We start from the raw sequence: 17,294 nt of genomic DNA on the forward strand, positions 1-17,294 counted from the left end.
AAGGAACTGACATGCGATTTCCCAATCAACGTTTAGCGCAGCTGTTTACTCTGTTGCAAAACGAAACGCTGCCGCAGGAGGAGCTGGCGCAGCGGCTGTCGGTTTCTACTCGTACCGTACGCGCGGATATCTCCGCGCTGAACGCGCTATTGCTGCACTACGGCGCGCAGTTTATTCTCACCCGCGGCAGCGGTTATCAGCTGGTTATTAACGATCCGTCGCGCTATCAGACGCTGGAAGAGAACGCGCCAAAAGCGCAGCACATCCCGCGTACCGCGGCGGATCGCGTCCACTTTTTGCTGGTGCGCTTTTTAACATCCGCTTTCTCACTCAAACTGGAAGACCTGGCCGACAGCTGGTTTGTCAGCCGCGCTACCCTGCAGGGTGATATGGTCGACGTGCGCGAGCGTTTCCAACGTTATCAGCTTACCCTCGAAACTCGACCGCGCCACGGCATGAAGCTGTTTGGTAGCGAGGTTTCCATTCGCGCCTGTCTCACCGATCTGCTGTGGGAGCTGAGCCAGCAGGGGCCGCTGAACCCGCTTATCTGTGAAGAGGCGTTTGACGCCAGCGTACCGACGCTGCTGGAAGGCGTGCTGCAGGAGACATTAACCCGCCACCACGTGCGCCTGACTGACGTGGGCGAGCGTTTTATCTGTTTATATGGTGCGGTAGCCGTGCGTCGCGTGAGCGAAGGCTATCCGCTGGCGGATTTTAGCGCCGAAGATGTCGCGCAAAATGTGCGCGACGCCGCCCGCGAACTGGTAAATACCATGCAGCAGCTGGCAGGCAAACCGCTTGCCCCGGCGGAAGAAGAGTGGCTGTGCGTACATCTGGCCGCCCGCCAGGTGCAGGATATCGATCCGGGCACCATCAGCGCCGATGATGACGAAGCGCTGGTCAACTACATCCTGAGCTATATCAATCAGCAATATAACTACAATCTGCTGGACGACGCCCAGCTGCATGCGGATTTACTGACCCATATTAAGACCATGATTACCCGCGTGCGCTACCAGATAATGATCCCTAATCCGCTTCTCGAAAATATCAAACAGCACTATCCCATGGCGTGGGATATGACGCTGGCGGCGGTATCCAGCTGGGGGAAATATACGCCTTACGCCATCAGCGAAAATGAAATTGGCTTCCTGGTGCTGCATATCGGCGTTGGGCTGGAACGCCACTACAACATTGGTTACCAGCGCCAGCCGCAGGTACTGCTGGTATGCGATACCAGTAACGCGATGGTGCGGATGATAGAAGCCATTCTGCAACGTAAGTATCCGCAGCTGGAAATTGCCGCGACCATCTCGCAGCGCGAGTATGAACAGCGGGGAGAAATAGCCGAAGATTTTGTCATCTCCACCGTGCGCATCAGCGAGAAAGATAAGCCGGTGGTCACCATTGCGCCGTTTCCTACCGATTATCAGCTCGACCAAATCGGCAAGCTGGTGCTGGTGGACCGCACCCGCCCCTGGATGCTGAATAAGTATTTTGATGAGGTTCATTTTCAGGTGATTGATACTCCGATGGACCAGCAGGCGCTGTTTGCCACGCTGTGCCAGCAGCTGCAGCAGGAGGGGTTTGTCGGGGAGGAGTTTCATGATTCGGTAGTGGAGCGTGAGGCTATCGTCAGTACCATGCTCGGTGACGGTATCGCGCTACCCCACGCCCTTGGTCTGCTGGCGAAAAAGACCGTGGTTTACACGGTGATTGCCCCGCACGGTATCGCCTGGGGCGATGAGACCGCGCATATCATCTTTCTGCTCGCCATCAGCAAAAGCGAGTATGAAGAGGCGATGGCAATCTACGATATTTTTGTTACCTTCCTGCGTGAACGCGCAATGGCCCGCCTGGCCGCCACCCGCAGCTTTGATGAATTTAAAATGGTGGCCATGGAGTGCGTCAGCCGGTTTTGAGAGGCGTTATGCGGAACTGAATGTAATTCAAATGTAATGCTGGAATGCATTACAAATTCATTCTTTGTGGAGGCATAACGGCCACACTTACTGTTCGCCTTATGAGCTGGAACCCGATCCTCGAGCGTTAAGGGAATGGCATAAGCTGGGTGATGCGGTAAAAAGCAGTTTAAAAGTAAGCAGGTGTTAGTGCTGAAAAATCCTCACATCGAATCTTCACGACTTCCCTGACTGTTATAAAATTAAGCTAAAAGCGTCAGAACATCGTCTGGGGTATCAGGTGCGGGATGAAGCCGTGGTTGTGTGCGTTGTTGCCGTGGGTAAACGTGAAGAATTTGCCATCTACAGGAAAGCTCATAAACGACTGTAGCGGATAGCTATCTCAGGTGGTGCACGACCTGGTTGCTGCTGCCACGCCAGATCAGCGCCGGGTCTTTGAGGTCCTGCACAAATTTGCCATCGACCAGCACGTTGATTAACTCCACCACTTCCAATTGCGCGTCGTTGAGTTCGTCCAGCTTGTAGCCGGTCCATACCCAGATATCTTTGCCGGGGCACTCGGCGCGAACGCGCTGCACCAGCTTAAGGATCTCCGGCACGTTCTGCGGGTGCAGCGGGTCGCCGCCGGAAAGCGAGAGCCCCTGGCGCCTGACGCGCGTATCGTTGAGGTCAGCAATAATGCGCTCGGCCATTCCGGCGGTGAACGGCATACCGGAGTTCAGTCGCCAGGTGCTTTTGTTATAACAGCCGGGGCACTCATGGACGCAGCCGGAAACGAACAGGGTGCAGCGGGTTCCCGGACCATTCACAATATCAACCGGATAGTATTGATGGTAATTCATTGTTTCCTCTTCCCATTTGACGCTGTAGCGGCGTTGGCTGCGCTCACTCCCCCAGTCACGTACTTAATGTACGCTCCCGGGGATAACCTCGGTTGCCGCCTTGCTATGACGCTAATTGCTTTGCGAAAACGGAGGGGGCTTTGCATTTGTAAAGGGAACGGCTCCCGGCGTCGCTGCGCCCGGCCGGGCTACGAAGAGCCGCATACGCGGTTGTAGTTGTAGCCCGGATAAGGCGCTTCGTGCCGCGATCCGGGAGCGGCTCCCGAGTGGCCAAACGGCCACCGGTCAGTCCCTTCTCTCCTCAGGGGAGAGGACCAGGGCGAGGGGCTAAACCGCTCGGGATTAACCGATCTGCCCGTTGCCCAGATGCTTCACGCGGCGCTTAACTTCTTCCTGCTTGCCGGCGTTGAACGGACGAGCGTCCGGGCTGCCCAGATAGCCGCATACGCGGCGGGTCACCGACACCCGAGAAGCGTCGTGGTTGCCGCATTTCGGGCAGGTGAAGCCCTTGCTGGTGCACTCGAACTCACCGGTATAGCCGCACTCGTAGCACTCATCGATTGGCGTGTTGGTTCCGTAATACGGTACGTGCTGATAGCTGTAGTCCCACACGTCCTCCAGCGCTCTCAGGTTGTGCTGAATATTCGGATACTCGCCGTAGCAAATGAACCCCCCATTGGCCAGCGGCGGGTAAGGCGCTTCGAAATCAATTTTGTCGTACGGATTCACCTTCTTCTCCACGTCGAGGTGGAAGCTGTTGGTGTAATAACCCTTATCGGTTACGCCTTCGATCACGCCGAACTCTGCGGTATCCAGACGACAGAAACGGTCGCAGAGGTTTTCGCTCGGCGTGCTGTACAGGCTAAAGCCGTAGCCCGTCTCTTCTTTCCACTGGTCTACCGCTTCGCGCAGGCGCTGAACGATGGCGACGCCTTTCTCACGCAGCGCCTCGCTGTCGTACATGTGCTTGTTGCCGAACAGCGCGTTGATGGTTTCATGGATACCGATATAGCCCAGAGAAATAGACGCGCGACCATTTTTGAAAATCTCCGAAACGTCGTCGTCCGCTTTCAGACGCACGCCGCAGGCCCCTTCCATATACAGAATCGGCGCAACGCGAGCCTTCACCCCTTCCAGACGGGCGATGCGCGTCATCAGCGCTTTACGCGCCAGCTGCAGACGTTCATCGAGAAGTTTCCAGAATTCGGTCTCGTCGCCCCTGGCTTCCAGCGCGATGCGCGGCAGATTGAGGCTGATAACGCCAAGGTTATTGCGGCCATCGTGGATCTGTTCGCCGTCCTCGTTTTCCCACACGCCGAGGAAGCTGCGGCAGCCCATCGGGGTTTTGAACGAACCGGTCACTTTCACAACCTGATCGTAGTTGAGGATATCCGGATACATGCGCTTGCTCGCGCACTCCAGCGCCAGCTGTTTAATATCGTAGTTCGCGTCGCCGAACTTATGATTCAGGCCGTCGCGAATAGCGAAAACCAGCTTCGGGAACACCGCTGTTTTACGGTTTTTACCGAGGCCCGCGATGCGATTGCGCAGAATAGACTGCTGAATCAGGCGCGATTCCCAGCTGGTGCCAAGGCCAAAACCGAAGGTGACGAACGGCGTCTGGCCGTTAGCGGTATGCAGAGTGTTGACTTCATATTCCAGCGACTGGAAGGCGTCGTAGCACTCTTTCTCGGTGCGCGAGCGGGCGTAGCCTTCTGCATCCGGGATCTGCCACTCTTCGGCAATTTTACGATGTTTTTTGAAGCTTTCAGCAACGAACGGCGCCAGCACTTCGTCAATACGGTTGATGGTCGTGCCGCCATAAATATGGCTGGCGACCTGAGCGATAATCTGCGCCGTTACCGCGGTCGCGGTAGAGATGGATTTCGGCGGCTCAATCTCGGCGTTGCCCATTTTAAAACCGTGAGTCAGCATGCCTTTTAGATCGATCAGCATACAGTTGAACATCGGGAAGAACGGGGAGTAGTCGAGATCGTGATAGTGGATCACGCCGCGCTCGTGGGCCATCACCACGTCATGCGGCAGCAGGTGCTGACGCGCGTAGTGCTTGGCGACGATACCCGCCAGCAGATCGCGCTGGGTGGGGATGACTTTACTGTCTTTATTGGCGTTTTCGTTGAGTAACGCCGGGTTGGTTTGCTCAACCAGGCCGCGAATCTCCTGGTTCAAACGGCCGCGCTTTTCACGTTGGCTATCGCGGTCATGGCGATATTCAATGTAGGCGCGCGCAAGCTGCTTGTACGGGCCTGACATCAGCTGATTCTCAACGGCGGTCTGGATCTCGTTGATATCAACCTGGGCGCGGCCCTGCATTTGCTGGCTAACGACTTCTGCGACGGTGGCGCAATAGTCTGCGTCATCGACTCCCGCTGCTTTAGCTGCACGTAGAATTGCTTCATTAATGCGCTCTGACTTGAACGGCACTTTACAGCCATCGCGTTTCATCACATGCGGTGTCATGATCACTCCATACTTTTTATAGAACAGGTTATCCACAGAGGCGGAAGGTCAATCGAAGTCACGAAGCCCATAGCTGCCGCCGCTTACCTCCGATCCTGGCCCTTTTTATCCACATCCCATCACCGCCAGACTACGATAGGTTGTGGTGACATAATAGACTATTAATACAATATGTGGGGCCGGGACGCATTTTAAGTTCTATATGTAGTGCTTTGCATCAAAGATGTTTGCAATTTTATTGATGCAGAACAAAGTAAAAAGAGGAGAGCAGGAATGATGGGCATTAGCGCTAAATGTAAATTTATCTGATTATAAAATAAGCAAAAATTGGCCTGAACGGCGATTATCCAGGCCCGGGAGAGGGGAGCTCAGGCGAGCAGCGAATCGTTAAGTAGATCGACCAGCAGCAGCAGGGCGTAGCGTGCGGCTTGCGCGTTCGCAGGCAGCGGCAGCAGGGCGGAGGCCATATTGCTCAATGAATGGTTGGCGGGAGTGAGAGCGAAAATCGTCGCTTCCTGGACCCGGGCCAGCAGAGTCGCGCCCTGCAAAATCGCATCGGCCTCGCCGGTTGCCAGTACCAGTAAGAGATGATCGTCGCTGAGGGTGCTGGCTATCATCCGCATCAGGGCGCTGTCCTGGCATAGATTAATGACGATGCCTATTGAGAGCAGCTGGTGCTGAAGCAGCGTCGCCAGCGCGATATCCTCGGCGCCAAGGGCGAAACAGTGGACGGCACGGGCGTTTCGCAGACGCGTACGCAGTTTTTGCAGCGTGGCTTCTGACGTGCTCACCAGCTGATGCTCGAGATTGCTGTTAACCAGGCTTAAGGTGTCGCGCCAGGCTGCGGGCAGGGCGGAGCTATCCTCGTTCAGCCAGCTGGTGCGACGTTCACAAGCCTGCGCCAGCTGTTTACGCAAATCACGAATATCATCGCAGCCTACCGAGCGGGCAAAGCGGGTAATAGTGGCCGCGCTCACGCCGGCGCGCATCGCCAGTTCATCAATCGAAGCGCTGGCGGTAAAGCTTAAGTTTTCCAGAATAAATGCCGCGACTTTTGATTCCTGAGTGCTAAAGCGGGTCATGCCTTCCTGTAACTGTCCTACGATATCCATGCTTTCAGCCCCTGTTTCCGCATCGTATTTTGAAAATATTTTTCAAATAATGATGCCTTTTATACCATTTAATCACCCGTAACGCCTGGAATTATTGCCTTTTTTGCGTTTATGGATGAGTCAAAGGGTGAAAAACAACGTCCCGATCACGTACGTGAAAAAAATTTTCATATAGCCTTCACCCATGCCAACCCATCGTCCTATAGTCGATGATGTTTATTTAGCGCTCGCTCAAGCAAAACCCATTGGGAGGATTTATGCAACGTATTGTACTGTGCTGCGCCGCCGGAATGTCCACCAGCATGCTGGTCAACAAAATGAAAGCCGAGGCGCAGCAGCGCGCGCTGGCGCTGGAGATTTACGCTGTACCCGTCGCAGAATTTGAGCGCGAATTGCCGAATGCCGATGTGATTTTACTTGGGCCGCAGGTGAAGTATGAAGCGGCGCGGTTGACGGAGCTCGCTGCACCCCATGGAAAAGCGGTCGCGGTGATCGATATGGCAGATTACGGCATGATGCGCGGCGCTGCGGTCCTGGATAAAGCGCTCGCTCTGCTGAACCACTAACTCTTTCCCATTCACGCGTTTTTTTCGCGAAGCCCATGCGGCTTGGCGCGGAGATCTGTACGCCAAAAATGAGGCCACTATGCACGCATTGAAAATTGCCGTAATCGGCGGCGGCAGCAGCTATACGCCGGAGCTTATTGAAGGAATTATCCTTCGCCATCAGCAGATCCCGGTGACGGAGCTGGCGCTGGTCGATGTTGAGGCCGGGCGCGAGAAAGTGACGATAATCGCCGCGCTGACCCGGCGCATGCTAAAGCGTCAGGGCCTCGAACAGGTAAAGGTCAGCGTGCATTTCGGCCTGGATGAGGCCATTCGCGGCGCTAAATTCGTGCTGACTCAGCTACGGGTTGGGCAACTGGCGGCCAGGGCGGCGGATGAGCGTTTAGGGCTGAAGTACAATTTGCTGGGCCAGGAAACGACCGGCGTCGGCGGATTTGCCAAAGCGCTGCGCACTATCCCGGTGATTTTGCAGGTCGCCCGTAAGGTCGAAGCGCTGGCGCCCGACGCCTTTATCCTCAATTTCACTAATCCGGCAGGGATCGTGACGGAAGCCGTGAGTCGCTACAGCAGCGCCAAAATCATCGGCCTGTGCAACGTGCCCATCAATATGCACCACATGATCGCCGGAATGCTGGAGGCAAAAGAAGAGGAGGTCAGGCTGAGCTTCGCCGGGCTGAATCACATGGTCTGGGTACATAAGGTGATGCAGGGGCGGGAAGATGTGACCAGTAAGGTTCTTGATATGCTGTGCGATGGTAAATCGCTGTCGATGAACAACATTAAATCGCTGCCGTGGCCGGCGGAATTTCTTCGCGCCCTGAAGGCGATCCCCTGTCCCTATCACCGTTATTTCTGGCTGACTCCGGCAATGCTGGCGGAGGAGATTGCAGCGGCAAAAACCAAAGGCACCCGCGCTGAGCAGGTGATGAAGGTGGAACAGGAGCTGTTTGAGATTTACGCCCGGCCCGAACTGGATGAAAAGCCCGAACAGCTGAGCTTCCGCGGCGGGGCATACTACTCCGAAGTGGCGGTCGAACTGATTAACGCCATCTACAACAATCTCGGTCAGGAAATGGTGGTGAATACCCGTAACAACGGCGCGATTCACGGCTTCGATGATGATGCGGTGGTGGAAATTAACAGCATCATCGACGCGCAGGGCGCACGACCGCTGGCTTTTGGCGCGCTGCCGCCGATCATGAACGGTCTGACGCAACAGGTGAAAGCCTTCGAGCGCTTGACGATTGAGGCCGCGGTCCACGGCTGTCGCGATAGCGCGCTGCTGGCGCTGGTCAGTAACCCGCTGGTCGGTAATGTCACCGACGCTCAGGCGCTGCTTGATGAGGTGTTAACCATCAACCGCCCCTGGTTAACGCAGTTTAACTAAACTTTTCCGCCTTCGGGGATACCACTATGTCTCGTACTTCATTTATTGAACGCTATGTCATGCCCGCCGCGCTGAAAATCGGCGGTCAGAAGCATGTCCTGTCGGTACGCGACGGCATTATTCTCAATATGCCGTTTATGCTGATTGGGTCATTTTTCCTGATATTCGCTTACCTGCCGATCCCCGGCTACGGTGAGATGATGGCCAGCGTGTTTGGCGATGCCTGGCGCGACAAGATGCTGTACCCGGTCAAAGCAACCTACGACATCATGGCGCTGATCTCCGCGTTCGGCATTGCCTACCGGCTGGCGGAGAAGTATCGCACTCTGGACCCGCTAAGCGCCGGGGCGATGTCGCTTGTGGCGTTTGTGATGACCATTCCGCAGGTGACGCTTTTTACCCCCGCAGATGGTTCGGCGGCGCAAATCGTAAAAGGCGTGCTGCCGGTGGGGATGATTGGCAGCCAGGGGCTGTTTGTGGCGATTGTGATTTCGCTGCTCTCGACGGAGATCTACCGTCTGGTCGCCAGCCGTAATCTGGTGATCCGCATGCCGGACGGCGTCCCACCGGCGGTGGCGAAGTCCTTTCTCGCCCTGATCCCCGGTTTCTGCGTACTGGCCGTTGTGCTGGCCCTGCGCCTGATCGTCGAAGCCTCGCCGTTCGGCGATATAAATAGCATGATCACTACGCTTATCGGTATTCCCATGTCGCACGTGGGCGGATCCCTGCCGGGAATGATTATCTCGGTGATCCTGATTGGCATTCTGTGGACTCTGGGGCTGCATGGCGACACTATCGTGCTGGTATTTATTCGCCCGGTCTGGCTGTCGAATATGTCGGAGAACCTCGAAGCGTTCCAGAATGGGCTGCCGATCCCGCACATCATCACCCAGCAGTTTTATGACCTGTGGATCGCGCCCGGCGGTACCGGAGCGCTGCTGGGGCTGGTGATTTTTATGCTGCTGCGCAGCCGTAGCCAGCAGATGAAACAGCTGGGGAAAATCGCCGCGCCGGGGGCGCTGTTTAATATCAGCGAACCGATGGTATTCGGCATTCCGCTGGTGATGAACCCGTACTTCTTCCTGCCGTTTATTTTGACGCCGGTGCTGTTGGTGATTGTCTCTTATACCGCGATGGCTACCGGACTGGTGATGAAGCCTGCGGGGATTGCGCTGCCGTTTACCACGCCTATTTTTATGAGCGGCTATCTGGCGACGGGGGGACATATTTCCGGGGCGGTGCTGCAGGTGGTGAACCTGGCGATCTCGCTGGTGATCTATTATCCGTTCTTCCGCGCCTGGGATCGCCTGAAAGCGAAAGAAGAGCAGGCTTCAGCGCAGCCGGAAGCCAGCGCGACGCTGTCTGTGGCTGACCGTATCTGATGCCTCTGCGGTCTTGTTCCCGGAGGCGGCGCTTGACGCGCCTGTCCGGGCTACCGGCCCGCAGAAGATGGTGAACCTGTAGCCCGGTCAGCGCAGCGCCACCGGGAAGAAGCCACACCGATACATTAATCCCGGCGTCTGCCGGGTCGCGGCGTAAACGCCTGACCCGGGCTACCTAACTACACGATTCCACTGCCCTGGTAGCCCGGCTAAGCGTAGCGCAAGCCGGGAAGGGGTTTTACTTCTGTAGCCACCATACCGCTTCAAACGGGCGCAGGGTCATATCGGCAGGGCGGTTCGCCGCTTCCGCGTAGTTGCTCATCAGCACCTGCCAGTCCCCGCTCATCGCTTCCGGCTGCCAGCGCTGGAACTCGCGACTCAGGTTAGCGACGACAACCAGCGTTTGCCCCTGCCACTGGCGGCGATAGCACCACAGCGACGGATGGTCCGGCAACAGATCCTGATAGTCGCCCCAGGTCAGCACCGGCGTGTTTTTGCGTAGCGTAATCAACCGCTGATAGGTATAAAACACCGATTCCGGGTCCGCCAGCGCCGCTTCAACGTTAATCTCATGATAGTTATCGCACAGCGCAATCCACGGTTCACCAGCGCTAAACCCACCGTGTTCACTGCCGCTCCACTGCATTGGCGTACGACTGTTATCGCGCGATTTACTGGCCAGAATCGCCAGCAGTTCATCGTGATCCTGCCCCTGCGCGGCGCGTTCAATAAACATATTGTGGCTCTCTACGTCGCGATAATCGGTAATACGTGTAAAGTGCGGGTTGGTCATACCTATCTCTTCGCCCTGATAGATATAGGGCGTGCCCTGCATACCGTGCAGCACCATCGCCAGCATTTTCGCCGCCGGGACACGGTATTCGCCTTCGTCACCGAAGCGGGAGACGATGCGCGGCTGGTCGTGGTTACACCAGAACAGCGCGTTCCACGCACGGTTGTGCATCCCCTGCTGCCAGTGGCTGAACAACGATTTCAACGCCACAAAATCCGGGCGCGCCAGCTCCCACTTTTTACCGCCGGGATAGTCCACCTTCAGATGGTGGAAGTTAAAGGTCATCGATATTTCGCTGCCGTCGAGCGCCGCATACTGCTGGCAATGCTCAAGGGTGGTGGAGGACATTTCGCCCACCGTCATCAGGTTACGTGGAGTGAAGACATCGCGGCTCATCTCCTGCAAAAATTCGTGCGCCCGCGGGCCGTCGGTATAGAAGCGGCGGCCATCGCCAGCGGTATCGGACGGGAAGGTCTGGTCTTTGGAAATGACATTGATCACGTCCAGACGCAGGCCGTCAACGCCGCGGTCGGCCCAGAATTCGCAGACTTTTTTCAGCTCCGCGCGTACCGCCGGGTTTTCCCAGTTCAGGTCCGCCTGCTCAACGGCGTACAGATGCAGATAGTATTGCTCGCTTTCGGCGTGCCACTGCCAGGCGTTGCCGCCAAATTTGGACTGCCAGTTGTTCGGCGGGGTGGTCGGTTCGCCGTCGCGCCAGATATAGAACTGGCGATACGGGCTCTCTTTATTGAGCGCTTCGCGGAACCAGGCGTGTTCAGTAGACGTGTGGTTCAGTACCATATCCAGCACGATACGAATGCCTCGCGCCTTCGCCTGAGCCACCAGTTCATCGAAATCGTCCAGCGTGCCGTAGGCGGGGTCGATAGCGGTATAGTTGGCCACGTCATAGCCGTTATCCACCTGCGGCGAGATGTAGAACGGCGTCAGCCAGATGGCGTCAACGCCGAGCTTCTGCAGATAGTCGAGACGGGCGGTGACGCCGCGCAGATCGCCGGTGCCGTTGCCGGTCGTGTCCTGGAAACTCTTCGGATAGATTTGATAAATAACGCCGTTTTGCCACCAGAGGGGAAGGGTATTCATATTGCGTTCCTGCTACAAAAAAGGGGGCGACAGCGCGCCCCGAAAATAAGAAGTCAGACAATCTGTAAGGTGCCCTGGCGGAATTTGCGCTGGTAGACAATCGTCGTCAGCACAATCGGCACCACCACGGCGATGACCATCGCCAGGGCGTAAACCTGCCAGTAGGTGGGCTGAATGGAGAGGATGCCCGGCAGGCCACCGACGCCGATACCGTTGGCCATCACGCCGTTCAGTCCGCACAGCAGCCCGGCAAGACCGGAGCCAACCATCGCGCACAGCATCGGAAAGCGGTATTTCAGGTTGATACCGTACATCGCCGGTTCCGTTACGCCGAGGTAGGCGGAAATGGCCGCCGGGACGGAGATTTCGCGTTCATTCTTTTTGCGGCTGGCGATAATTATCCCCACGACCGCCGATGCCTGGGCGATGTTGGACAGCGCGATCAGCGGCCATACCGGCGTACCGCCCATGCTTTGAATCATCTGCATGTCGATGGCGAGCGTGGTCTGATGGACTCCGGTAATCACCAGCGGCGCGTACAGGAAGCCGAACAGCGCGGCGCCAATCGGGGCGAAGCTGCCGGTTAACAGGTGGCGAACGGCCCAGGCTACGCCGTCGCCAATCATGCGGCCAAACGGGCCGATAAAAGCGTGGGCGAGGAATACCGCCAGGATCAGCGAACAGACCGGTACTATCACCAGATAGAGGTAGTCAGGCACGATGCGTTTCAGACGCGTTTCGATAAAGCCGAGCGCCAGCCCCGCCAGCAGGGCCGGAATAACCTGCGCCTGGTAGCCGACCTTCTCAATGGTGAACAGGCCGAAGTTCCACACTTCCGGCATCTGTTGACCCAATAGATAGGCATTCATCAGCTGCGGAGAAACGAGCGTGACGCCCAGCACGATGCCGAGGATCGGCGTACCGCCTATTTTCTTCACCGCTGACCAGCAGATCCCTACCGGCAGGTAGAAGAAGATCGCCTCACCAATCAGCCACAGGAAGTCATAAAGCGTTTTCAGCGACGGGTGCATCTGCGCCAGCGTCTGGCCGTTGCTCATCGGCAGATCGCCGATCACGTTGCGGAAGCCTAAGATCAGGCCGCCGCTGATCAATGCAGGCAGCAGCGGAAAGAAGATCTCCGCGAAGTGTGAAATGAGCTGTTCATGCCACTTCATATTCTGCCGGGCGGCTTTTTTGGCCTGCTCTTTATCCGCGCTGGCCTGCCCGGTGGTTGCCAGCAGCGCCTTGTAGTAGTCGCCCACTTCGGTGCCGATCACTACCTGGAACTGTCCGGCGTTGGTAAAGCAGCCCTTCACCATGCGTAGCTGTTCGATTTCTTTAGGTCTGGCAACGGCTGGATTATTCAGCACAAAGCGCAGACGGGTAATACAGTGGCTGACGGTGGCGATATTGTCGCGTCCGCCCACCAGTTCGATAAGTTTATCGATGTCCTGCTGATTCACTTTACTCATGATGAGGCCTCATGACCGAGGGGAGAGGTTGTATTTAACTTGCGACGGATCCTAACCGCTCCGTTTGAATTGCAAAATGGGAACGTTCCCGAAACGCAGCGAAGATCACATAAATCGTCCCGGCAGGGCTAATTTAATACGGCGGGAATGATGATTTGGCGGGGTTCCCGGTTGCCGGCGATCTGCTCGATCAGCTGCTGTGCCGCCTGGCGTCCGGACTCGGGATAGCCGGGATCGACGGTCAGGATCTCCGGATGAAGAAACTTCATCAGCGGCGTGCTGCCGACGCTGGCAAGCTGAAGATTCTCGATTCCCTGCTGCTGGAGAAATTTACAGGCTCCGAGGGCGAGGGTATCGGTGGCGCAGACCAGCGCGCTGGTCTCAGCGGAGAGCACTCTGGCGACGTTTTCGTAGCCCTGTTTCATTCCCAGCCCGGGTAAAGCGGCGCAGGGGGTGAGGTGTTTTTTCTTACAGAAATCAAGATAAGCCTGGTGGCGGCGTTGCCCGGTGGTCACGTCGCTATGCGGCACGCCGAGAAAACTGATATGGCGATGACCGCGATCGTACAGGCGCTGCATCAGCATCTTAATCGACCCTTCATCGTCATAGCACACGGAGGCGATTCCCGGCGCATCGCGGGCCATCAGCACCAGCGTCTCGCGCCACGGAGCGAGCATCTCGTCCTGGATGCCGGTAAAACCAAACAGCACCACACCGTCGATGTTGCGGCGGGCAAGTATGCCAAGATGCTCTTGAACCAGCGCTGGAGAGAACTGACTTTCCATCATAATCGGATCGTAACCCTGCTCGTAAAAAGCCGGAAGCATGGTCTGTACGGCGAGATTTTCCGAGAGCGAATCCAGACGGGTGACGATAATCGCCACCACTTTGTCGCTCTGACCGCGCATCGCCCTGGCGGAACGCGACGGCGAAAATCCGTGCTGCTGCATCACTGCTTCTACCCGCTCGCGAGTGCGTTCGCTCACGCCGCTTTCGTTATTCAGCACGCGTGATACCGTCGATTTCCCGACGCCGCTTAAGCGCGCGATATCTTTGATGGTCAGCCGGTTTTGCATGCGGGGTTCTCGTTGTGGTCTGCTTAAAGTGAGCCTAATGCTACTCAACGAAACCGCAATGAGCAAAGTCTGGTTTACTTCTGGTTTAGTTGCCCGGCGGTATCATTGCCATAATAGCCACAAATATATTATTGGCAGCATTATAATTTGCGCCGTTTGTTTTCACTTGCCGGAGATTTTATGGACCCCGATCCCACTCCTCATCCTCGATGGAGCCATCTTTTTTTCCGGTAAACCTGCTTAGCGCTGCTTTACCGGAAGCGTAAAGCAGCGATGTCTTTGATATCCCTGCCATAAAAATAACATGCCTGACAGGTAAGGTTTACTTACGCCTGTCGGTAGCGCTGCGTTCGCTCACGCGAGCGCGGAGGGACTGTTTATGTTGAAAAATTTTACCCGCCAGCTGTTTGCCCAGCTTGGCCGCCATTTACCGCATCGTTTAGTACAGCGCGACCCGTTACCTGACGCCCGCAATCTGGCGAGCGCGCCGATCCCGGACTCTCTTGGCAAGCAGTGCCTGAACGTGGCGGCAATGGATGAAAATGAAATCTGGCGCGCCTTCGCCAGCCATCCAGAAGGGCTAAACGAAGGCGAAGTAGCGCAAAAAATCACGCAGTACGGCGAAAACCAGATCCCGGCGCAGAAACCGTCGCCGTGGTGGGTACATTTGTGGAGCTGCTATCGCAATCCCTTCAACCTGCTGCTGACCGTCCTGGGTATCGTCTCCTACTCAACGGAAGATCTGTTTGCCGCGGCGGTTATCGCTCTGATGGTGGGGATCTCCACCCTGCTGAACTTTATCCAGGAAGCGCGCTCAACCAAAGCGGCGGACGCCCTGAAAGCGATGGTCAGCAATACTGCCACGGTACTGCGGGTGGTCAATGAGCAGGGCGAAAGCCGCTGGTGCGAGCTGCCTATCGACCAGCTGGTGCCGGGGGATATCGTTAAGCTGTCGGCGGGCGATATGATCCCTGCGGACCTGCGTATTATTCAGGCGCGCGACCTGTTCGTCGCTCAGGCCTCGCTGACCGGTGAATCGCTGCCGGTCGAAAAAGTCGCCCGCACCCGCGACCCGCTGCAGACGAACCCGCTGGAGTGCGACACGCTGTGCTTTATGGGCACCAACGTGGTAAGCGGCTCGGCCCAGGCGATTGTTTTTGCCACCGGCGGCGGCACCTGGTTTGGTCAACTGGCCGGACGCGTCAGCGAGCAGGAAAGCGAACCGAACGCCTTCCAGAAAGGCATCAGCCGGGTCAGCATGCTGCTGATCCGCTTTATGCTGGTGATGACGCCGATCGTGCTGCTGATTAACGGTTATACCAAAGGCGACTGGTGGGAAGCGGCGCTGTTCGCGCTCTCTGTTGCCGTTGGCCTGACGCCGGAAATGCTGCCGATGATCGTTACCTCGACGCTGGCGCGCGGGGCGGTGAAGTTGTCGAAACAGAAAGTTATCGTCAAGCATCTCGACGCTATCCAGAACTTTGGCGCGATGGACATTCTGTGTACCGATAAAACCGGCACCCTGACTCAGGATAAAATCGTGCTGGAGAATCATACCGATGTCTCCGGAAAGGTGAGCGAACGCGTACTGCATACCGCCTGGCTGAACAGCCACTATCAGACCGGATTGAAGAATCTCCTTGATACCGCAGTGCTGGAGGGCGTCGAGCTGGAGTCGGCGCGCGCGCTGGCGGAGCGCTGGCAGAAAGTGGATGAGATCCCGTTCGATTTTGAACGCCGCCGTATGTCGGTGGTGGTGCAGGAACAGGCCAACGTCCATCAGCTGATCTGCAAAGGCGCTTTGCAGGAGATCCTCAACGTCTCGACCCAGGTTCGCTATAACGGCGAAATTGTACCGCTGGACGACACCATGCTGCGGCGCATCCGTCGCGTTACCGATACCCTCAACCGTCAGGGATTGCGAGTGGTGGCGGTAGCGACGAAGTACCTGCCCGCACGCGAGGGCGACTACCATCGCGCGGATGAATCCGACCTGATCCTCGAGGGCTATATTGCCTTCCTGGATCCGCCGAAAGAGACCACCGCCCCGGCGCTGAAAGCGCTAAAGGCCAGCGGCATTACGGTCAAAATCCTCACCGGCGACAGCGAGCTGGTGGCGGCTAAAGTTTGCCATGAAGTGGGGCTGGATGCGGGCGAAGTGGTCATCGGCAGCCAGGTTGAAGCGCTGAATGATGATGAGCTGGCCGAACTGGCAAAACGTACCACCCTGTTTGCTCGCCTGGCGCCGCTGCACAAGGAGCGTATCGTCACGCTGCTCAAACGCGAAGGACACGTGGTGGGTTTTATGGGCGACGGCATTAACGACGCCCCGGCGCTGCGCGCAGCGGATATCGGTATTTCCGTCGACGGCGCGGTGGATATTGCCCGCGAGGCGGCAGATATCATCCTGCTTGAGAAGAGCCTGATGGTGCTGGAAGAGGGGGTTATTGAAGGCCGCCGCACCTTCGCCAATATGCTCAAGTACATTAAAATGACCGCCAGCTCCAACTTCGGTAATGTCTTCAGCGTGCTGGTGGCCAGCGCCTTCCTGCCGTTCCTGCCGATGCTGCCGCTGCACCTGTTGATCCAGAACCTGCTGTACGATGTATCCCAGGTCGCGATACCGTTTGATAACGTGGACGAGGAGCAGATCCGTAAACCGCAGCGCTGGAACCCAGCGGATCTCGGTCGCTTTATGGTCTTCTTTGGGCCGATCAGTTCTATCTTCGATATTCTGACGTTCTGCCTGATGTGGTGGGTGTTCCACGCCAATACGCCGGAACATCAAACCCTGTTCCAGTCCGGTTGGTTCGTGGTGGGACTGCTGTCGCAAACGTTGATTGTGCATATGATCCGTACGCGGCGGATCCCGTTTATCCAGAGCCGTGCGGCCTGGCCGCTGATCGTGATGACGCTGCTGGTGATGGTGGTAGGAATTGCGCTGCCGTTCTCGCCGCTGGCGGGCTATTTGCAGCTTCAGGCGCTGCCGCTAAGCTACTTCCCGTGGCTGATTGCTATCCTGGCGGGCTATATGACGCTGACGCAGATGGTTAAAGGTTTTTACAGCCGCCGCTACGGCTGGCAGTAAGTGGGGATTACGCCGTCTGGCGCGCAAAAACAACAAAGGCAGCCATTGGCTGCCTTTGTTTCATCGCGCAGC

12 protein-coding genes and 1 pseudogene are annotated in these 17,294 nt (G+C 56.8%); 7 read left to right on the forward strand and 6 right to left on the reverse strand.

The genetic code is table 11. The features are described from left to right. Nucleotides 1–11 precede the first annotated feature (11 nt). Entirely contained in the window at nt 12–1,922 is a 1,911-nt protein-coding gene (locus tag GJ746_RS02685) for a BglG family transcription antiterminator (RefSeq protein WP_154678818.1), read from the forward strand. A 64-nt stretch (nt 1,923–1,986) separates the two neighbouring features. Continuing rightward, nucleotides 1,987–2,292, forward strand: a pseudogene (locus tag GJ746_RS02690) (type II toxin-antitoxin system RelE family toxin). Nucleotides 2,293–2,299: 7 nt separating this feature from the next. Here the strand turns inward: GJ746_RS02690 and nrdG are convergent. The 3 genes from nrdG to GJ746_RS02705 all read right to left on the reverse strand — a co-directional run bounded on the left by nrdG (nt 2,300) and on the right by GJ746_RS02705 (nt 6,357). Further along, nucleotides 2,300–2,764 carry an anaerobic ribonucleoside-triphosphate reductase-activating protein gene (gene nrdG / locus GJ746_RS02695; RefSeq protein WP_154678819.1) on the reverse strand — a complete coding sequence of 155 codons (465 nt, stop codon included), beginning with the start codon at nt 2,762–2,764 and terminating at the stop codon, nt 2,300–2,302. A 342-nt stretch (nt 2,765–3,106) separates the two neighbouring features. After that, nucleotides 3,107–5,245 (reverse strand): anaerobic ribonucleoside-triphosphate reductase, encoded by a 2,139-nt coding sequence (gene nrdD / locus GJ746_RS02700; protein WP_154678820.1) that lies wholly within the window; start codon nt 5,243–5,245, stop codon nt 3,107–3,109. A 368-nt stretch (nt 5,246–5,613) separates the two neighbouring features. After that, the gene (locus GJ746_RS02705; RefSeq protein ID WP_154678821.1) at nt 5,614–6,357 is read right to left on the reverse strand and encodes a MurR/RpiR family transcriptional regulator; all 744 of its coding nucleotides are present in this window, start codon (nt 6,355–6,357) and stop codon (nt 5,614–5,616) included. Between the two features lie 257 nt (nt 6,358–6,614). Here GJ746_RS02705 and GJ746_RS02710 point away from each other — a divergent pair, with 257 nt between their 5' ends. The 3 genes from GJ746_RS02710 to celB all read left to right on the forward strand — a co-directional run bounded on the left by GJ746_RS02710 (nt 6,615) and on the right by celB (nt 9,692). Then, nucleotides 6,615–6,923 carry a PTS sugar transporter subunit IIB gene (locus GJ746_RS02710; RefSeq protein ID WP_154678822.1) on the forward strand — a complete coding sequence of 103 codons (309 nt, stop codon included), beginning with the start codon at nt 6,615–6,617 and terminating at the stop codon, nt 6,921–6,923. 79 nt (nt 6,924–7,002) lie between these two features. After that, on the forward strand, nt 7,003–8,310 hold the full coding sequence (locus GJ746_RS02715) for a 6-phospho-beta-glucosidase (protein WP_154678823.1): 1,308 nt from the start codon (nt 7,003–7,005) through the stop codon (nt 8,308–8,310). A gap of 26 nt (nt 8,311–8,336) precedes the next feature. Further along, nucleotides 8,337–9,692 carry a PTS cellobiose transporter subunit IIC gene (gene celB, locus GJ746_RS02720; protein ID WP_154678824.1) on the forward strand — a complete coding sequence of 452 codons (1,356 nt, stop codon included), beginning with the start codon at nt 8,337–8,339 and terminating at the stop codon, nt 9,690–9,692. A 238-nt stretch (nt 9,693–9,930) separates the two neighbouring features. Here the strand turns inward: celB and treC are convergent, their stop codons facing one another. From treC to treR, 3 genes are all read right to left on the reverse strand, one after another. Then, nucleotides 9,931–11,586 (reverse strand): alpha,alpha-phosphotrehalase, encoded by a 1,656-nt coding sequence (treC, locus tag GJ746_RS02725; protein ID WP_154678825.1) that lies wholly within the window; start codon nt 11,584–11,586, stop codon nt 9,931–9,933. Between the two features lie 53 nt (nt 11,587–11,639). Continuing rightward, nucleotides 11,640–13,058, reverse strand: a complete 1,419-nt coding sequence (treB, locus tag GJ746_RS02730) for a PTS trehalose transporter subunit IIBC (protein WP_154678826.1) — start codon at nt 13,056–13,058, stop codon at nt 11,640–11,642. A gap of 128 nt (nt 13,059–13,186) precedes the next feature. Next, on the reverse strand, nt 13,187–14,134 hold the full coding sequence (treR, locus tag GJ746_RS02735) for a trehalose operon repressor TreR (protein ID WP_154678827.1): 948 nt from the start codon (nt 14,132–14,134) through the stop codon (nt 13,187–13,189). Between the two features lie 180 nt (nt 14,135–14,314). Between treR and mgtL the strand changes: the two genes are divergently transcribed. Both mgtL and mgtA read left to right on the forward strand, forming a co-directional pair. Further along, complete coding sequence (gene mgtL / locus GJ746_RS25565; RefSeq protein ID WP_227852784.1) at nt 14,315–14,368, forward strand: mgtA regulatory leader peptide MgtL; 54 nt, start codon at nt 14,315–14,317, stop codon at nt 14,366–14,368. 145 nt (nt 14,369–14,513) lie between these two features. Then, nucleotides 14,514–17,222 carry a magnesium-translocating P-type ATPase gene (mgtA, locus tag GJ746_RS02740; RefSeq protein WP_154678828.1) on the forward strand — a complete coding sequence of 903 codons (2,709 nt, stop codon included), beginning with the start codon at nt 14,514–14,516 and terminating at the stop codon, nt 17,220–17,222. Nucleotides 17,223–17,294: the final 72 nt, after the last annotated feature.

The sequence above is a fragment of the Klebsiella oxytoca genome (assembly GCF_009707385.1).
In the GTDB taxonomy this organism is placed as follows: Bacteria; Pseudomonadota; Gammaproteobacteria; order Enterobacterales; family Enterobacteriaceae; genus Klebsiella; species Klebsiella oxytoca_C.